This is a genomic window from Pseudoxanthomonas sp. LARHCG66, assembly GCF_052871755.1.
The window spans coordinates 421298-438916 of record NZ_JBIXJW010000002.1; the positions used below are offsets into that span (position 1 = coordinate 421298).

The 17619-nt window shown below is 62.6% G+C and carries 16 protein-coding genes; 3 read left to right on the forward strand and 13 right to left on the reverse strand.

The genetic code is table 11. The features are described from left to right. Window positions 1-9: 9 nt before the first annotated feature. Window positions 10-279 (forward strand): BPSL0761 family protein, encoded by a 270-nt coding sequence (locus ACIPRS_RS08880; protein WP_446538450.1) that lies wholly within the window; start codon window positions 10-12, stop codon window positions 277-279. Between the two features lie 3 nt (window positions 280-282). Next, the gene (locus ACIPRS_RS08885) at window positions 283-1020 is read left to right on the forward strand and encodes an SseB family protein (RefSeq protein WP_446538298.1); all 738 of its coding nucleotides are present in this window, start codon (window positions 283-285) and stop codon (window positions 1018-1020) included. 55 nt (window positions 1021-1075) lie between these two features. Here ACIPRS_RS08885 and ACIPRS_RS08890 read toward each other — a convergent pair whose 3' ends face one another. The 8 genes from ACIPRS_RS08890 to ACIPRS_RS08925 all read right to left on the reverse strand — a co-directional run bounded on the left by ACIPRS_RS08890 (window position 1076) and on the right by ACIPRS_RS08925 (window position 9129). Continuing rightward, entirely contained in the window at window positions 1076-1489 is a 414-nt protein-coding gene (locus tag ACIPRS_RS08890; protein WP_446538299.1) for a hypothetical protein, read from the reverse strand. Then, complete coding sequence (locus ACIPRS_RS08895) at window positions 1476-2579, reverse strand: hypothetical protein (protein ID WP_446538300.1); 1104 nt, start codon at window positions 2577-2579, stop codon at window positions 1476-1478. Before ACIPRS_RS08895 ends, ACIPRS_RS08890 begins: the two co-directional genes overlap by 14 nt. A gap of 935 nt (window positions 2580-3514) precedes the next feature. Continuing rightward, window positions 3515-5254, reverse strand: coding sequence for a hypothetical protein (locus tag ACIPRS_RS08900; protein WP_446538301.1), 1740 nt, complete (start codon window positions 5252-5254; stop codon window positions 3515-3517). Further along, window positions 5245-6303, reverse strand: coding sequence for a tyrosine-type recombinase/integrase (locus tag ACIPRS_RS08905; protein WP_446538302.1), 1059 nt, complete (start codon window positions 6301-6303; stop codon window positions 5245-5247). Before ACIPRS_RS08905 ends, ACIPRS_RS08900 begins: the two co-directional genes overlap by 10 nt. Window positions 6304-6700: 397 nt before the next feature. After that, the gene (locus tag ACIPRS_RS08910; protein WP_446538303.1) at window positions 6701-7105 is read right to left on the reverse strand and encodes a DoxX family protein; all 405 of its coding nucleotides are present in this window, start codon (window positions 7103-7105) and stop codon (window positions 6701-6703) included. Window positions 7106-7163: 58 nt separating this feature from the next. Beyond that, complete coding sequence (locus ACIPRS_RS08915) at window positions 7164-7982, reverse strand: SDR family oxidoreductase (protein ID WP_446538304.1); 819 nt, start codon at window positions 7980-7982, stop codon at window positions 7164-7166. Further along, window positions 7979-8536, reverse strand: coding sequence for a DUF2867 domain-containing protein (locus tag ACIPRS_RS08920; RefSeq protein ID WP_446538305.1), 558 nt, complete (start codon window positions 8534-8536; stop codon window positions 7979-7981). Before ACIPRS_RS08920 ends, ACIPRS_RS08915 begins: the two co-directional genes overlap by 4 nt. Beyond that, complete coding sequence (locus ACIPRS_RS08925) at window positions 8533-9129, reverse strand: phosphotransferase (protein WP_255431487.1); 597 nt, start codon at window positions 9127-9129, stop codon at window positions 8533-8535. The genes ACIPRS_RS08920 and ACIPRS_RS08925 overlap by 4 nt, the downstream gene beginning before the upstream one ends. Window positions 9130-9258: 129 nt before the next feature. Here ACIPRS_RS08925 and ACIPRS_RS08930 point away from each other — a divergent pair, with 129 nt between their 5' ends. After that, a complete protein-coding gene (locus ACIPRS_RS08930) occupies window positions 9259-11265 on the forward strand; it encodes a bifunctional DedA family/phosphatase PAP2 family protein (RefSeq protein WP_192202159.1) in 2007 nt (668 codons plus the stop codon). A 136-nt stretch (window positions 11266-11401) separates the two neighbouring features. Here ACIPRS_RS08930 and ACIPRS_RS08935 read toward each other — a convergent pair whose 3' ends face one another. The 5 genes from ACIPRS_RS08935 to ACIPRS_RS08955 all read right to left on the reverse strand — a co-directional run bounded on the left by ACIPRS_RS08935 (window position 11402) and on the right by ACIPRS_RS08955 (window position 17588). Further along, window positions 11402-11980 carry an LON peptidase substrate-binding domain-containing protein gene (locus ACIPRS_RS08935; RefSeq protein ID WP_446538306.1) on the reverse strand — a complete coding sequence of 193 codons (579 nt, stop codon included), beginning with the start codon at window positions 11978-11980 and terminating at the stop codon, window positions 11402-11404. Window positions 11981-12083: 103 nt separating this feature from the next. Beyond that, entirely contained in the window at window positions 12084-13469 is a 1386-nt protein-coding gene (locus ACIPRS_RS08940) for a S8 family peptidase (RefSeq protein WP_446538307.1), read from the reverse strand. Window positions 13470-13707: 238 nt separating this feature from the next. Continuing rightward, a complete protein-coding gene (mpl, locus tag ACIPRS_RS08945; RefSeq protein ID WP_446538451.1) occupies window positions 13708-15039 on the reverse strand; it encodes a UDP-N-acetylmuramate:L-alanyl-gamma-D-glutamyl-meso-diaminopimelate ligase in 1332 nt (443 codons plus the stop codon). A 121-nt stretch (window positions 15040-15160) separates the two neighbouring features. Beyond that, window positions 15161-16870 carry a cellulase family glycosylhydrolase gene (locus ACIPRS_RS08950; protein ID WP_446538308.1) on the reverse strand — a complete coding sequence of 570 codons (1710 nt, stop codon included), beginning with the start codon at window positions 16868-16870 and terminating at the stop codon, window positions 15161-15163. 139 nt (window positions 16871-17009) lie between these two features. Then, window positions 17010-17588, reverse strand: a complete 579-nt coding sequence (locus ACIPRS_RS08955) for an adenylate kinase (RefSeq protein WP_142125568.1) — start codon at window positions 17586-17588, stop codon at window positions 17010-17012. Between the last annotated feature and the right edge of the window lie 31 nt (window positions 17589-17619).

A 17619-nucleotide genomic window follows, 5' to 3' on the forward strand; every position in this document is an offset into this window, starting at 1 on the left:
TCCGTGACCATGCCTGTCGAGCGCACGCGCCACCTCATTCAGGCTGGCGCGTTCCTTCGCGACCTCTCCGCCAACATGGATGTTCCTAAGGACATTCGTGCGGAGGCCTACAGACTGCTCCGGCACTTTCCATCGGTATCGGATGTCCAGGCCATTGCTGCCAACGAGGCGAAACTCCTTGAGGTAGCGAGCTCGCTCTTTTACCCGAACCTGCTTGTTACAGAATTCGATCCGGCGTGGGTTAGTAGCTACAAGCACGGACCGCACATTGGAGGTTGAGCGATGTCAATCGTCAGCGAACGCGAGTTGGAAGACAGGTTTGAGCAGGGAAAGAGGAGCCATCTTAACGAAGAGAGGTTCTTCACGTGCCTGCTCCGCGCGAGGGTCTATGTACACGTTCCGATCTCCGATGATTCGAAGAACGTTAGGCTGATTCAGTTCCGTCACCCTGATGGATTTGACGCGATTCCCTTTTTCACTTCATCTCAGCGCGCCCTGCGCGCGAGCTCCAAAGCCGTTCGAACGGTCAGTCTTCCTTGCGCTACACTCTTTGAGCAGACAAGAGGGGCAACCTTGATGGTCAATCCAAATGACGGTGGGGCTGTTCTCTATCCCGAAGAAGTAGCCATCCTACTGAATGTAGGAACTCTGGAAACCTTCGACAAGGTCGATCTCAGCGCTGGGTTGTTGAACATACGATTGGCAGCCTCACCTCCTGATGGATTGATGAGGATGCTTGTCGCGAGCGCGCCCTTCCCTTCATACATCTGGGAGATCTATCTCCTTGAGAAAATCTCGATGGAGGACGAAACAAGTGAGTCGACCCTGCTCATCTATGCGGGAGTTGAGGCTGATCAAATGGAACGAGGTGCACGGCATCTGATTTCCATCGTTCAGGCGATGGGACCTAGAAAACCTAGAAATATCGAGGTTGCCGTATTCGACACCAAACCCAGACCACGATTTCTGGAAGAGATTGGAGCGACTCCCTTCTTAGCACACGCTCATCCGACAGCATAAACTTCGAGCTTGAACCTTGGCTCCCAGCCGCCGACTTAAGTGATGCGCGTACTGATCACGACTTCCCCGCGCGTAGCGGAACAACTGTAGATGGGGCTACTTTTAGTCGAAGCTGGTCAAGTTCCGTCATGAGCTCGACCAGACGCAACTCGGCACCGACAAGCTTTGACAAAGCATCGTCGCGTTGAACCTTCATGTCTGCAAGAAGCATCCTCAGATCACGGCGCTCCTGCCTAACTTGCTGCTGGCTTGGCTTCTGCGCGACATCAACTGACTCTGCGGCGGCGACCCACGCTTGAATCTCTTCAATCAGCGCGGGAAAGCGTGATCGACGCAGGGCAGAAGGATCGACACCCGCTTCCTTAGCCACATTGTTCTGACTGACCTTTGAACCCTTAGGAAGATGAATCGGCTTACCTTCCTTCAACCGTCCAAAAGCCTCCCGGAACTGATTCTCAGCCCGCCCCATCGGAGCTCCCCCCATGTCCATTGATAAGACGCAGGGCACGCTCCGCCGATTCCAAGTTCGCTCCTAGCGAATTCCATAGAGGTGTATCTGGCTCAGCACTCTCTCTGCGCCGCGCAATTTCTCGTTGCAATGCTTCAATCACTGGCTTCTTCGCCTTGTCTACGACAATCCACTCACATGGCTTGATGTTCTGGTGACCCATGCATCCACTGATATTGCTGATGCCGCCCAAAGGACAGGGTGGCCCCGGATTGGCGCAACCACCCAGAAAGGTTTGCCTGTATGAGATCCTGCCTTGCTCTGCACTGCGCAACAGGGCGAGATGATCGCTCTCGCGAACTGGCTCGAGAATCTGTTCCTTGCGCTTGTCTCCGTGGGGCGACGCTTGTCGCGCATCATGAAGACTCATGAAATCACGCGCCGTCGCCTGAAACATCTCTCTTAAATAGACGCCCCTGGCTTCCGGGTCCAAGGATTTTTTGAGCCGATAATATCCCTGGCCGTAGTATCGACTCATCGCCAAGGTCGCATGCTTGAGCTGATATTGCAAAGAAAGCTCGGACACCATACCCGTTGCGAGCATATTCACAGCGCCGGTTCTCCGGAGTTGATGCCATGCCAGCGGCCAGGTCTTGCCAATCGAGAACAGTTCCGGATCCAAGCCAGTGGTCATGCGATTTGCAACTTCCAGATCCTCCCTCGTGATCTTTAGCTGGTCCTCTTCAAGAACCTGCGGCCATTTCCGAAGGTATCCGACAAGCGACATGGTAGCCTTCCTGGCGTTGACTAGTTGACGTGGGGACCATGGCTCATAAGATCGCGCTTGGAGCAAAGGATTGGCTCGATCCACGCCATCGAGTGGCCCGTCAAGCACTGCGGCTTCCAGGCGTAAGAAGGCAATAGCGGACATTGCCTCTACGGCCAACTGCACAGAGGATCCAACGATCCAGTTCGTCTCTCCATCACTCTTCGTCTTAGTTGTCGGACCACGGACAAGGTGGATATCGTCCCCCAGTTCATCCCGAATAATTTGGTAACAATCGGATCTCAGCTGCTCCGCTTCGTCGATGCGCATAAGGCTGAAGTTCATGAGATATGCAGTAGCTACCCACGTCACACATCTCATGTAGGAAGAGATCGCTTTGACTCCGCACTTTTCAGTAGATCCAATCCAACGATCGAAAAGAGCATCGACACCAAAGCGACGGGCCGTATCCTTAAACGGGCCATGGAAAACACAGTACTCTGGCTGCCGCTTCGGATAAGGATCTCTCTTAAATGGTAGTCGTCCATCTTCTAGGGACCGCATAGACCCCGGATCCCCGTTCGCATTCGTCAGATACGCTTCTAGACAGAACCTATAGCACGCTTCCACTTGTTCTCGATGCGCATGAAAGTCGTCCAGCGCTTCGCGCAGTCTTGATACTTGGTATGCCCATATTCTTGGCGGTATGTACGCTGTTTGCGTCGTATGGTGCGTAGGCAGCATTCGCGCAAGTAGACGGAGTCCGGCCTCATCGAGAATAGTGAAACCTATAGTCTCTCGAGCAGAGAATAAGTCGTGCAAATGCGATATGACGGTGGAAGCACTTGATTTTGCCAACCTGCTTGCAGCCAACTCTATAACTTTCGGATATCGCCACAGTTCTGATGCACAGATACCAGCTTCAGAGCACGCTGCAAGAAGAGGCTTCAGACTGCTAAGTCGTTGCACGAGCGCTCCTGCAGTCCTTACCGCATGGGGGCCATAAAGCCACCAGGCAGCGGCGAGCCGCATGACGTCCGCGTTCCTCCGATCTAGGGGCGTCCCTCGGGTGGGACCATCACCAAAGTTCCAGCGAAGAACTTTCCCAGCCCATACGGTCAGATCCCAAATGAGGTCATTGAATTGACTCACGACGCGGCCTGCTTCATCGATGACCACCGGGAAATCCGGTTCGGGTGGCCAGGAGGAGGGCCGGAAGTTAGCAAACTTTGGATTGGATAGAGGTGAATCAATTTGAAGGCCCGGAAGACTGCTTGGATTCATATCAGCGCCTCCAACAACCGAATTTCCACATCCCAAGCCGGGTGATAGTTCCCAGAGCGGATAGCATCTTCGGCATGATCGGACCAGGCGGAATTACGCGAGCCTATCGCCGCGATGCCCTTGAGCTTGCCTCGGAGGCGGTCAATCACCGCTACCACAGGGTGATCGGGTGCGTTTTTAGTGGGCCGTGTCAGCGCGAGCTCAAGCTTCTTCAGATGCAGGTGTGAGGTGAGTTTCCAACAATATTCTTTCGAGAGGACATCTCGATGGTGGATGCAGAACAAGCATCCATCCGGGCTAATGCAGTCTGGTTTAGGTGCCTCAGCAGGGATACCAGCAATTGGAATTGGACCGCGTTCACTGTCGGCGCAGAGACCTGGACCTGGCGCAAGTACCAAGGATTCATTCTTGGCATGAAAACGGGTTATCTCAACGGCAGCAATTTGAGGGCTTGGCCGAATGTATTCGCGGATCAAGGTCAATTCACTGTTCGCGACCATCTTGGCAACTAATCCACGCCTATGGACGTATCGTAGAAGCCAGTTAACTCGGCTCTTCCTCAGTTCTCTTGGCGCAATATAAAGCACCCCAAGCTCAGCGCAGGCTCCGCGCGTGGCTTGAAATGTCGGCAGCGCTTCAGAGCTTGGTATTTTCCCCTGCACAGCAACAAATGGAAAAATTCGCTCATCCATATCCCGGAGACCGACTTCACCCAGCCATGACACATAGCGACGTAAATGCTCTCTGTATTCCTTGAAGCAGCGAAACTCTGCTTCTCCCGCGCGGCGATCTTTGTACACTCTGAACGCCAGCAGATCTTCGCCCTTCGATTGCCAGCGCAAAGGGCCAATCTTTAGCTTGGCAGCCTGGCTCAGATTCATCCCTGTCTGAGCTATGAAGATCAGAAGCTCGGCTTCTATTCTCTGGTTCAACAAGCTTGGCCTCTGGTCAATGACGCTCTCGCCTTCGCCTAGTGGCATCCTCGCTCTCGTCGCCATCAATCGAAGGTCACGGCTCACAATCTCTTCAACTTTCATTTCTGGCTTACGCAAGCCACCGCCAATGACTAGCCTGCTTCCATCACTGAGATCCACCGATATTGGCCTAGGACCACGTATCGCAGCCGCATCAAGTGCGTGGCTAATGTCTGCCAGAAGATGTCCAAAGTTAGGGAGAGATGATAGGTCTTGCTCATCTGCTTTCACCAACGGAAAGCCGCTACTTCCTCCCCCGAGTGAACCAATTCGAGTCAGCCGGAGCAAGCCGGCTGCAGGTCGGGGAGACTCATTCCCTAGAACTCTCCCCAATAGTGCACCTACCTTCTTTGCAGAACTCAAGGCTGTCTTTGGCTGCAAGTCCCCTTTGATCCTGACCCTATGGATCATGGATTCGCACCACAGCAGGAAGCCGCTTGTGATGCTGCTTAGAGATATTTCTACTTGCTGGTCTTCTAGATATCCCCAGAACTGCTTCAGCGCCTTAAGACTTGAACGAATCGTCTGTTCAGATTTTCCGGCCTCGATACGTGCGAGAACCACCTCGTGAAGACGTTCCACGAGTTCTATGCGCTCGCTCAGGGGAGCACCGAATTGACCTGAACGCATTGCTTCAACGAAGTTGTCGCGCCGCGTTAGTGCTCCATTCTTGTAGAGCAAGAACCCGAGATCCCATACTTGTTGGTGCGAGCCGTAGTGGAGCTTCTCCAGAGAGAGACCCGGCAATCTTGTCATTGACATGCCCTATGCTTCGCCAAACCCATGAATGATTGGCTGAATGCATCTGCCGCTTCCGACATCTCCGCACCTTCCTCCATTGACTTGATGTATCTCAGAGTGGTTGCGTCGTCTCTGTGCAGGCATGCGTCTCTAACAAACTCTACTGCCGCACTCGCGGTCATGTACTTGAGCGCCGCGCGAATGAGCATAGTTGCGAACGTGGCCCTTGTCCTATGGAAATGAAAGTCTTCGAACTCTCTTCTTCCAGCGATCAATGCGCCCTTGCGTAGGCGCGACATCGCCACGTTCACGGCCCTGCATTCATTTCCACTATAAGGTTCCCCAAAGCGCGTAAGAAACAACAGATCTCGATTTTCCCCTGAGGCCATTGCCTGCCTCTTGAGCCGGCGCGTGCTGGTGGCATATGCCAAGAGCTCTTGCAGGAGGTCTGTATGGATCGGAACGTTGCCTGTGACTCCAAACTTTGTTGCCACCGGCGGCCTGGCACCAGGACCTACAGCGATCCGGTTCCACTCAACGACCGGATCAAGGCTCGCCTTCTCAAGTGTTCGAATCTTGAGATCTAGAATGGAACCTATCCTTAGCCCACTCTGGAAGCCTAGGCGTAGCATTAGCCATATTTCTAGACTCGTTCTCTCGCTTGAGAAATCGAGAATTTGACGCATCGCCTCTATAGATATTGGCTGGATGCCATCTTCATACTGAAGGGCGCCGGCAACACTCCTGTTGGGAATCGCGAGATCTGTGCTCGCCACCTTTATTGAGTGCTCTAAGCCAAAACTGTCGGTAAACCTTCGGCGCACTGTCCGCTCGCCCCACAGTTCTCGGTCTGATCTAAGTAGCGAACTTTCAAGTAGCCAGCGATAGAACTGAACCACCGCCCTCATGCGTTGCGCTGTCGTCGACGGCGCGAGCTCACCTTCTTTTCGCTGCTTCACCAGGGCGCCGCGAAAGCGCGTCAGACATCGCTCACTTTGCTTGTCTGGAAAGTGCCACCATTCCACACCTTCTTCCTCGCACCACTTTGCAAACGCAAGCAGGTGCGTCATGGCGCTCAAGATCGTCCTTCTGTCTAAACGACCGTCCAGCATTCGACTTAGCGCCCAGACGTTAGCCTCAGCCCAGGTCTGACCGTCTCTCCAAAGGATTTGCGGAAGGCTATGTGATGGCCCTGGCAGATCTTGCCATTCCACCTTTCCGTCCCGAACTTCCGGGCTCCGCTTGGAGTAATGCACAAACTCAAGCGTGGCCATGGCGATCGCCGAGCCAAGGAGAGAGCCCAATGAATATTGCAATCGAAGCCGCCACGCGGAGCGTCCTGAGCGAATTCCAGTCAGTCAGGACAATACAGGCAGCTTATGTCACTACTCTTACATGTATGGTATGCAACGATTTGCTCACATGTAACGTGTACGGATCATCGCGTGCAGGTATTTCATGACAGCCTCATGTCGGAACGGTAGAACGGGTGCGGTGCGCCCACGCATTGGCCAGCAGGCAGGCGATGATCAGCACGCTGTACTCGGCGCCATTGCGGCCAAGGCCCACCACGAACCAGCCCGCCGGCGCGTGCACCAGCCAGATGCCGCAGGCGTAGATCGCGCTGAACACCAGCGCGATCGGCGTGATCCATCGGCCCGCCGCGAACACCGGTGCCGCGACCAGTTCGAACACCGTCACGAACCATGCGATCCCCAGTCCGAACGGAAATCCGCGCGACTCCAGGAAAACGCCGAAAGGTGCCACGCCATCGGCCAGCACGCGCGCGATGCCGTGGACGAAAAGCAGCGTGGCCAGGGCCATGCGGATGAACGCCAGCGCCTGGCGTCCTGCGGTTTCAGATGGCGACATCGTCGTGGCTCCTCTTCATGACCGGCATCGAAGACAGGTTGCGCAACGCACCTGCCCGCTATTCCAGGAACAGGTCCGGCAGCAGCGGTTGCGACGGATCAACGGCATACGGCGCGAAATCCGCGACGCCGGCTTCGCGCAGCACATCCTCATCGATCAGGAAGTGACCGTGGAAACCACGCGCATCACGGGCAAGCACGGCATGCGCGGCGTCGGCGACGATCTGCGGCGTGCGGCAGCGCGGGATCTCCACGCCGGGAATCATGTTCAACGCATCCGTGGCGATGATGGTACGCGGCCACAGCGCGTTCACGGCAATGCCCTGCGGACCGAATTCGCCTGCCAGCCCGAGGGTCACGAAGCTCATGCCCATCTTCGCCAACGTGTAACCGGTGTGCGGCGCCCACCACTTCGGGTCCAGCGTGGGCGGCGGCGCGAGCGTCAGGATGTGCGGATTGGGGGCCTGCTTCAGGTAGGGAAGCGCGGCCTGCGCGCACAGGAAGCTGCCGCGCGCGTTGACCTGCTGCATCAGGTCGAAGCGCTTCATGGGGGTTTCCAGCGCGCCGGCCAGCCAGATGGCGCTGGCATTGTTGACCAGGATGTCGATGCCGCCGAAGGCATCCGCCGTGGCCGCCATGGCGGCTTTCACGTCGTCTTCTTCGCGGATGTCGCACTTCAGTGCGAGTCCGCGTCCCCCCGCCGCGTTCACCGCCTCGGCTGCCGTGTGGATGGTGCCCGGCAGCTTGGGGTTGGGTACCGAGGATTTGGCGGCGATGGCCACGTTGGCGCCATCGCGCGCCGCGCGCAGGGCGATGGCCAGGCCGATGCCGCGCGAGGCACCGGTGATGAAGAGGGTCTTGCCGGATAATGGATTCATGGTGCATCCCGTGGGAAAGGGGCGGAGGCGTCGCACAGCCGACGCGCGTAGCGTTGCAGCAGGTGGGGCACGATCAACCGATGGATCGGATCCACCGGCAGCATGTAGAGCCGACCCAGCCAGTTGGGGTGTTCGACCACCGTGGCGCAGTAGAGATGCGCGGCATCGTGCTGCCGTCTGACTTGCAACGACAGCGACACCCGCAGGTGCCGGTCCTGGTCACCCAGCACGATCTCGTCCGGGGCGTGGCTGAGCACGGTGAAGATGCCGACCTTCTCGCCGACCCGCACATCGGGTGCCCGGCCTGCGGCACGGATACGCCCCAGGTCCTTCATGCCCAACCACCGCATCACGCAGTTGCGTGCCGTCATCATTCCCTCGAACCAGGCGGGCACCAGATGCGCGATGTCCTGGTACACCTGCAAGGCGGACACGGGCGCGCGCGACAGTCCGATGGCGGCGCAATGCACGAAGTAGGCATCGTCGGCCGTGGCGCGCAGCGTGCTGTCCGCAGGCACCGCACAGGAGACCGCGCGTGCTCGCCGGAAGCTCACGGCTTCGGTCCCTGCCCTTCGTTGTCTTCCCACTTCAGCAACCGCCGGGTGATGAAGCGGTAGACGGGCTTGCCGGTGCGGAACCAGAGGTCACGCAGCCAGGACGTGCGCTTGAGCACCCGCTTCTCGATGGGGGTGAGCGACGCGCCGCAATACATGCGCTTGTGCTTGAGCAGATGGCGCAGGTCCTGGCGCGCCAGCAGGCGCATCCAGCGCGAGCGCGGGTCGCCGCGGGTGGCGAGCTGGAAATCGATGATCGCCGGGCGGCCGTCTTCCAGCACCAGCCAGTTCGCCTCCTTGGCGAGATCGTTGTGGGCGATGCCCCGGCGGTGCAGGTGCTGGAGCAGGCGGCGTGCGGCGCGGAAGTAGGCCAGGTCGCCGCGTGGCGGGCGCTGGTACATCGCCGCCCCCTCCATGTAGCTGCGGTCGAGCCGGCGGCCGGTCCAGTCGAGCAGCTGGGGCACGTCGGCCATCCCCGCGACCTTGCGCAACGCCAGAGCCTCGCGCCGCGCCAGCCACCAGGCGGGCAGCCGCAGCCACAGGGGCACGTGCGCGAGATCGCGGCGCACGAACGGACCCGACGGACCCTGCATCAGGGAGATGCGACCGAAGCTGTCGGCCTTGAGTGCGGTGATTTCGGAGGGCGAGCGCAAGTCCACGACGTCATTCTACTGCCCGGGGGTGGCAGACGCGGGTCAGGAACAGCCGCCTATAATCCCGCGATGGAATCTTCCTGGTTCGACAACCTGCTGGCCTGGATCAGTGCACATCCTGTCGCCGCGGGCCTGGTGATCTTCGCCATCGCGTTCTGCGATGCGGCGATCATCATCGGCGCCATCGTGCCCGCCCTGCCGCTGCTGTTCGCGGTGGGCGTGCTGATCGGCCTGGGGGAGATTTCCGGCCCGTATGCGGTTGCCTGCGCCACGCTGGGCGCCCTGATCGGCGATGCGACCAGCTACTGGATAGGACACCGCTGGGGGCAACAGCTGCGGACGGTCTGGCCATTCCGCAAATACCCGCAATTGCTCGATCGCGGCGAACTGCTGTTCCGGCGCAATGCGTGGAAGAGCATCTTCGTCGCGCGCTTCGTCGGGCCCATCCGCCCTTTCGTGCCGGCCGTGGCCGGTATATCGCGGATGCCGCTGCGCCGTTATCTGGTGGCCAGTGGCGCAGCCAGCGTGGCATGGGCGGCGGCGTTCCTGCTGCCCGGCTGGGTGCTGGGCCATGCCTACGATGCCGTCGCCGCCGTGGCGGGCCGGCTGGCCCTGGTGCTGGGCCTGCTGGTACTGGTGCTGGCGCTGGCCTGGGCGCTGGTGCTCTATACCTACCGCTGGTTCGCCGCGCACGCCGACGCCCTGCTGGCGCGCGCACTGGCGTGGTCGCACGCGCACCCCGTGCTGGGGCGCTACACCGCGGCCGTGTTCGACCCCTTCCGGCGCGAGTCCGTGCCGCTCGCGCTGCTGGCGATCCTGCTGCTGGCGATCGTGTGGGTGTGGTTCGCGTTTCTCATCATCGTGATCGGCCACGGCGAACCGCTCGCCATGGACCTGTGGGTCCACGAACTGATGCGTGCGCTGCGCAATCCGCTGGCGGACTATCCGCTGGCCGCAATCGCTTCGCTGGGCGACGAACAGGTGCTGGCACCGGCGTCGCTGCTGGTGCTGGTCTACCTGTGCTGGCGCAGGCGCTGGATGGCGGCCGGGCACTGGCTCGCGGCGCTCGCCTTCGGCCTGGCGCTGACCGCATGGCTCGGCGCGTCGGTGGACATCCCCAAGCCGCCCAGCGTCAGCAGCGGCTTCGGTTTTCCCTCCATCGCGGTGACGATGTCGACGATCACCTTCGGCTTCTTCGCTGTGTTGATCGCGCGCGAACTGCCGGGCCGTACGCGCGTGTGGCCTTACCTGGTCTCGGGCATCGTGGTGGCGCTGATCGGCTTCGCGCGCATCTACCTGGGCGCGCACTGGCTCAGCGATGTGGTGGGCGGCATGTTGTTCGGCCTGGTGTGGCTGCTGGTGCTGGGCATCGCGTACCGCCGCCGCATGGTGCGTTCGTTCTGGATCAAGCCCATCGCATGGTTGTTCTACGGCAGCTTCGTGCTGGCCGGACTGTGGCATGCGCCGCGCAACGTGGAGCCCATGCTGGCGCAGTTCCAGGCACCTGTGATCGAACGGACGATTGCGCTGCAGGACTGGTGGCAACGCGACTGGCAGTCACTGCCGGCGCGCCGGAACGAATTCGATGACGAACAGCGCTGGCCGCTGGACGTGCAGGTCGCCGGGCCGCTGGCGCCATTGAAGGCCAGCCTGACGGCCGCCGGTTGGCGCGAACAGCCGCAGGCCGGGTGGGAGGAAGCCCTGAACCTGCTGGACAGCGACCTGCCCGACGATGAGCAGCCGGTGCTGCCGGCCACGCTGGATACGCGCGCGGAGAGCCTGCTGATGCTGCGCAATGGCGACCAGCCCGGCGAAGTGTTCGTGCTGCGCCTGTGGCCGGCGGACACGCGGCTGCAGCCGGGCAATGTACCGCTGTGGATCGGCAGTGCGCAGGTGCTGCAGCAGCAGCGCGCCTTCAATCTGGTGCGCCTGTGGCGGCCACTGCGCGAAGCGCGCACGGCGCTCGACGCGGTGACGCAGGCCACGCCGGATCTCGCTCACGCGATCGCGCCGCATCCGGATTCTGGGTTGCCGGTGCTGCGCTTGCGCACCGGTGGCGAGGCGGTCCCGCCCTGACTCACCGGGAGGGTTCCTGCAGGAGGGGCTGACCAGCCTTGCTGGCTGTTGAAATCCAACCCCGACGCCCTTCCGTCAAGCATCCCGGAATTCAGCATGTGCGGTCGAGGCTGAAGCCCTCCCTGCCGGGCCGGTGTCAGTCGATCCACTCCAGCAGGCGCTGCAGGCGCGCGTGCACGTCATCTTCCTGCAGGATCGACACGCGCTGTTCCGGGGTGATCGGCAGCACCTGCGCCAATCGCCATCCCACCCAGGCGGCGTGCTCGAAGATGCGCGGCGGCAATCCATTCAGATCGCTGCCCACCTTTTCCATCATGGTCTGCAGCAAGGTGCCCAGCAGTGCGTGCTCGGGACGGATCTCCCAGTCCTCGTCGGCGCACAGCCATTCCACATCCGCCATCACCAGCCCGTTGTCGCGAACGCGCGTGCGGACCACGTGGAAACGCCGGTGGCCGCGCACGCGCAGCGACAGCAGTCCGTCCTCGCCCATGTCGAAGTTCTCGATACGCGCTTCGACGCCGTAAGCCGCGGGCGTCGCGGGCGCCCCCGCTTCGGAGCCCTCCAGGATCAGGCAGACGCCGAACCCGCTCCCGGCGCGTCCGCAATCACGCACCAGGTCCAGGTAACGCCGCTCGAAGATGCGAAGATCCATGGCGGCGCCCGGCAACAGCACCTTGTGCAGTGGGAACAGCGGCAGGGATTCCAGCGAGTGCATGCAGGCAGTTTAAAGGCCGATGTTCCGCGCGGGGAAGCGGAAACGAAAGGGCCACGCCGTGACAGGCGTGGCCCTCGCGTCTGGCAGCGTGGAGGTCAGCGCATCACTGCGTGACGGCACGCTGCGCGTTCACGCGTCCCGCACCGAATGTCGCGTCGTTGCCCGGTTTGCCGAGATCGTCCGCCGATGCGCGCAGGATGCGCTCCACCGCGGCCGGCGAGAGCTCGCCACCGTGCTTGCCGATGATCAGCGCCGCGACGCCGGAGACGTGCGGTGCCGCCATGCTGGTGCCGGCGGACCAGCCGTAGCCCGAGGTGCCGGACGTGGTGCTGAACACCATGTCCCACACCCAGCACGCGCGCAGGATGCCCTTGAAGGTGCAGTTCTCGGTCCCCGGGTAGTCGTAGTTGCCGCCCGGAGCGCCGAAGTGGATGGCCGACTGGCCATAGTTGCTATAGCTGGCGCGGATGTCGAAGTCGGTGCCGGTGGGATTCTTCAGCCAGGCCTGCGGGCCGAGCGCGCTGACGGTGATGACGCCCGGCAGTTGGCCGGGGAACGAACGCAGGTTCACCGTGGTGCAGGTGCCATCGGTGTCGCAGACCCGACCGCTGTCGTGATCCAGGTCGCGGCCATCATTGCCGGCCGATGCGACCACGGTCGCGTTCTGCTTGTTGGCGTATCGCACCGCACGGGCGGTGGCGTTGACCAGTTCCGCCACCTCGCTGCCACCCACCTGCAGCCCGCCGTTCACGCCCAGGCTCATGTTGATGACATCAGCATCCGCATCGGCGGCGTGCACGATGCCCTGGATGATGGCGGCGAACGAGCCGCTGCCCGTCACCGGATTCAGTACCTTCACTGCGATCAGTTCCGCCTCCGGGGCGACGCCGATGGTACCGATGCCGTTGTCGGCCGCGCCGATGGTGCCCATCACATGCGTGCCGTGCGTGCTGCCACTGGTGTTGCAGTACGTCTGCCCCGCGACGAACGACGCCGACTTGGCGGTATTGAGATTGGGGATGATGTCCAGGTGCGCGCAGTAGACGCCGGAATCCAGCACGGCGACCGTCGCGCCAGCGCCCCGGTAACCTGCGTTCCAGGCGCCCGCAGCATCGATGGCGGCGTGGCCCCACTGGAAATCGAAGAAGCTGTCGTTGTCACCGGATGCCGGCGGATTGGCGTAGTCGGCGGTGATCTGTTCCGCCGCGGCGGGCAGGTCGTAGTGGATCGCAACATCGGCCACGGCCGAGCGCACGGCCGGAATGCGGCCCGCAAGCGAGACGAACGCGGGATTGTCCGATTCGACGATCGCCACGCCGATCTGCGGCAGCGTCGCCACGATGCGTGCGCCCGTGGCCTCCAGTTTCCTGGCGAGCTGGCCGTCGAAACTGTTCGAGTTGGCGGTCACCACGTACGTGGTCGCGTGGGCGCCGCCAGCGTAGCCGAACACACCAAGCGCCATGACGATGGCGCGGGCAATCTGCTGCATGAAATACCTCCGAGTGTGATTGGAAGCACGGCATCCACCGTGCCGCGCCACTCTAGGGTCCGCGTTCGCTTGCTGCCGCCCACGTAAAGCAAGGCAAGACCGGTCACGCACTCGTCAGGTCACACTTCATCTGGAAACCCACGCCACGGCGAAATCCGCCACGCGCCCTTTGTCGGCCGCGCCGGCATGGACGACGCTTCCGTGTTGCGCCGCCGCAGCGCCACGCGCGAGCGCGTGGCTAGCCCCGTGTCGCCGACAGCGCGGCGAGAAAGCGTCGGGGCGCACCGTCGAAGCCGCCGTTCGACATGAACACCACGTGGTCACCAGGCCGCACCTGCGTCTTCAACGCCGCGATCAGCGCATCGGCGTCGGGGACGGTGCGTGCGTCGCCGCGGATGGCGCCGACGACCTTGCCTGCATCCCACGCGAGTTCCGGCCGGTGCAGGAAGACGACCAGGTCCGCGATGTCGAGCGAGGGTGCCAGCGCCTCGGCATGCGCGCCGGAACGCATCGAGTTGCTGCGCGGCTCCATCGCCACCAGGATGCGCGCATCGCCGACACGCGCACGCAGACCTTCAAGGGTCGTGTGGATGGCGGTGGGATGGTGGGCGAAGTCGTCGTAGACGGTGATGCCGTCGTGCTGGCCGATCACTTCCAGCCGCCGCTTCACGCTGCGGAACGCCGCCAGCGCCGGCAGCACGGTGGCGACATCGACACCGACCGCATGGCAGGCGGCGAGCGCGGCCAGGCCATTCAGCACGTTGTGGCGGCCGAGCATGGGCCAGTGCACCTCGCCGATCTCGTTGCCGTGGTGGCGGACGGCGAACGCGCTGCCGTCGTCGCGGATCAGGCGCGCGCTCCACTCCAGCGCGGCATCGAAGCCGAAGCGCTCCACCGGGGTCCAGCACCCCATTGCGAGCACCTCTTCCAGCTTCCGGTCTTCGCCGTTGACGATCAGGCGACCACGGCGCGGCACGGTACGCACCAGGTGGTGGAACTGGCGCTGGATCGCCGCCACGTCCGGGAAGATGTCGGCGTGGTCGTATTCCAGATTGTTGAGGATGGCGACCAGCGGGCGGTAGTGGACGAACTTGCTGCGCTTGTCGAAGAAGGCGGTGTCGTACTCGTCGGCCTCGACGACGAACTCGCGGCCGCCACCAATGCGCGCCGATACGCCGAAGTCCTCGGCCACGCCGCCGATCAGGAAGCCCGGCGAACGCCCGGCCGCTTCCAGCAGGTAGGTCAGGATGGTCGTCGTCGTGGTCTTGCCGTGCGTGCCCGCCACGGCCAGCGTGTCGCGGCCGGGCAGCACGCGTTCGGACAGCCATTGCGCGCCGGAGATGTAGCGCCGGCCCTGGTCCAGCACCGCCTCGACCGCGGGGTTGCCGCGCGAGAGGGCATTGCCGATGACGATCTCGTCGCAGTCCGGCGCGATGTTCTGCGGCTGGTAGCCCTGCGCCAGCGCGATGCCGAGCTGCTCGAGCTGGGTCGACATGGGCGGGTAGATGGCCTGATCGCTGCCTTCGACGGTGTGGCCGAGTTCGCGGGCCAGGGCGGCCACGCCGCCCATGAAGGTGCCGGCGATGCCGAGGATGTGGATCTTCAAGACTGCGGTTCCGGAATGAGTCCGCGAACTTTAGCCGAGCGCGCCGGGTTCGGCACGTCCTGCAAGGCGTGGACGTGACGCGGGTTCAGCGGGAAAAATGCAGGGCCTGCAGATCCAGGCCATCGCTCTCGGCCTTCACTACCAGCGTGTTGCGCCCGGGTGCGAGTCGCAGCGCACGGAATCCGCGGGCGCGTTCGGCGGCCTTCACCGGTACCCCGTTGAGCACCAGCGAGACACGGCCCGTGCCGCGCCCGTCCAGCGCCAGCCGATAATGGCCGCCGGCACCGGCATCGAAGGTGTATTTGAGCCACTCGCCGCGTCGCATGCCCGCCACATGGAGTGCACCGTCGTCGCCCTTGCCCAGGTCGACACCGTCGTTGCGGTAGGTCATGGCCGGGTTCCACACCACGCGCTCGCCACCGTCGGAGATATGGTGATTGGCCGGCGTGAGATCGTGGTAGGCCACGCCGTTGCGGCCCATGTCGAAATCGACCGCCGCGATGATGCCGCCCTGCGCACCGATCGCGTGCGCCTTGAACGGCACCGACTGGTCCGAATGCGGCGCGCGGAACAACGCATCGATCACGTCCGGATGCTGCACGTTGTTTTCGTAGCGCACGTCCTCGCGGGCGAGGTGCATGAGCGCCGCTTCTGCCTCCTCCGAGGACGGACGCGGACCCTCGCCCTTCCAGTACGCAAGCACCCGGCGATAACCGTCGTTCGGCACCACCTGCAGCGGGTTGTTGTAGCGGATCTTCTTCAGCGGCCACCACGCCCAGCCGATGCCCTCGCCTTCGACAAGGGCCACGGTGCGGGCGAACCAGTCGTTGGAGTTCTCACCGGTTTCGCCCAGCCACAGGGGCATGCGGTGCCTGTCGCGCAGCGCCAGCAGGTCGGCGATGCTCTCGCGCGTGGTGACGTTCCAGTACTTGTGGAAGCTGATCACCAGGTTGTCGTCCCACGGGCCGTCGTCGAGCACGCCGCGGTAGTTGTTGCCCCAGCAGTTGCCCTCGATGACGATGATGTGGCGTTTGTCCACCTCGCGGATCGCGCGCGTGGTGCGGACCAGCAGGTCCTTCAACGGCGCGTTGCCGTCTTCCTTGCAGCCGTTGCTGTCGGCCTTGTCGGCGAAGCCCCAGTTGGGCTCGTTGATGATGTCGTACGCGGCGATGTACGGCTCGTCCCTGTAGCGCTGCGCCAGCTTCTTCCACAGTGCCACCATCTTGTCCTGGTGGCGCGGGTCGTCCCACAGCGAGGGCTGCGTGGGATCGCGGTCGGCGATGTTGTTGTCGTTGCCCTGCCCGCCGGGCGCGGCGTGCAGGTCGAGGATCAGGTACAGATCATTGGCCTTGGCCCAGGCCAGCAGTTCGTCGGTACGGCGGAAGCCTTCTTCCACCCAGGTCTGCCGGCCGGCGACCGGCTCCTGTTCCACCGGCAGCGTGTACAGCGCGTAGTGCATCGGCAGGCGCACGGAGTTGAACCCCCAGCGCGCCATCGCGTCGATGTCGGCCTTGGTGGTGTGGTTGTCTCGCCAGGCCTGGTAGAAGGCATCGGCCTTCTCCGGCCCGATCAGCTCGGCGATGCGCGCATGGATGCTGCGCTGCGTGCCCGTGCCGTCGATGTCCAGCATGTAGCCTTCCTGCAGCATCCAGCCGCCCAGCCCCATCCCGCGCAGGATCACCGGCCTGCCCGCCTCGTTGACGATCTGCGTGCCCTGCGCGCGCAGGAAGTCCCTGGCTTCGGCGGCCGATGCGGTGAGCAGGCTGGCAAGCAGCAGGCAGGCGATGCGCTTCATCGACGACTCCGGGCGTCCCCTCGGGACCCGGACCATAACAGCCGGCCCCTGCGGCCCGCGATGCCCGCCATCACAGCCCTCAACGAAGAAGCCCCGCATGGCGGGGCTTCGTGGAGTCGCGTCCGGGAATGCGGGGACGTCAGCCCACTTCCTTGGCCGGTGCCAGCGCCTCGGTGATGCGGGTGAACACCTCGTCCAGCGAACCCACGCCGTCCACCACGGTCAGCTGGCCGTGCTGGCGGTAGTAATCGATCACCGGCGCGGTCTGGGTGGTGTATTTGTCCAGGCGGTTGCGCACCACCTCGGGCGTGTCATCGTCGCGGCCTTCGGCGGCGGCACGGCCGGCGATGCGTTCGACCAGCAGGTCGGCCGGCACTTCCAGTTGCACCGCATAGTCCATGGGCTGGCCAAGCCGGGCCAGCAACGTGCCCAGCGCATCGGCCTGGGCCTGGTTGCGCGGATAGCCGTCCAGGATGAAACCGTTGGCGGTGTCGGGGCGTGCGAAGCGGTCTTCCAGCATGCCGAGCAGGATGTCGTCGCTGACGAAGTCGCCGCGCGCCATGATTTCCTTGGCCTGCAGGCCCAGCGGGCTGCCGGCGGCCACTTCGGCGCGCAGAAGGTCGCCGGTGGAGATGTGTGGTACCTGCAGGTAGTCCTTCAGGCGCGCCGCCTGAGTGCCCTTGCCCGACCCGGGTGGGCCCAGTAGAACCAATCGCATGCTGTAACTCCCAAACTGGAATCCTGCGAGC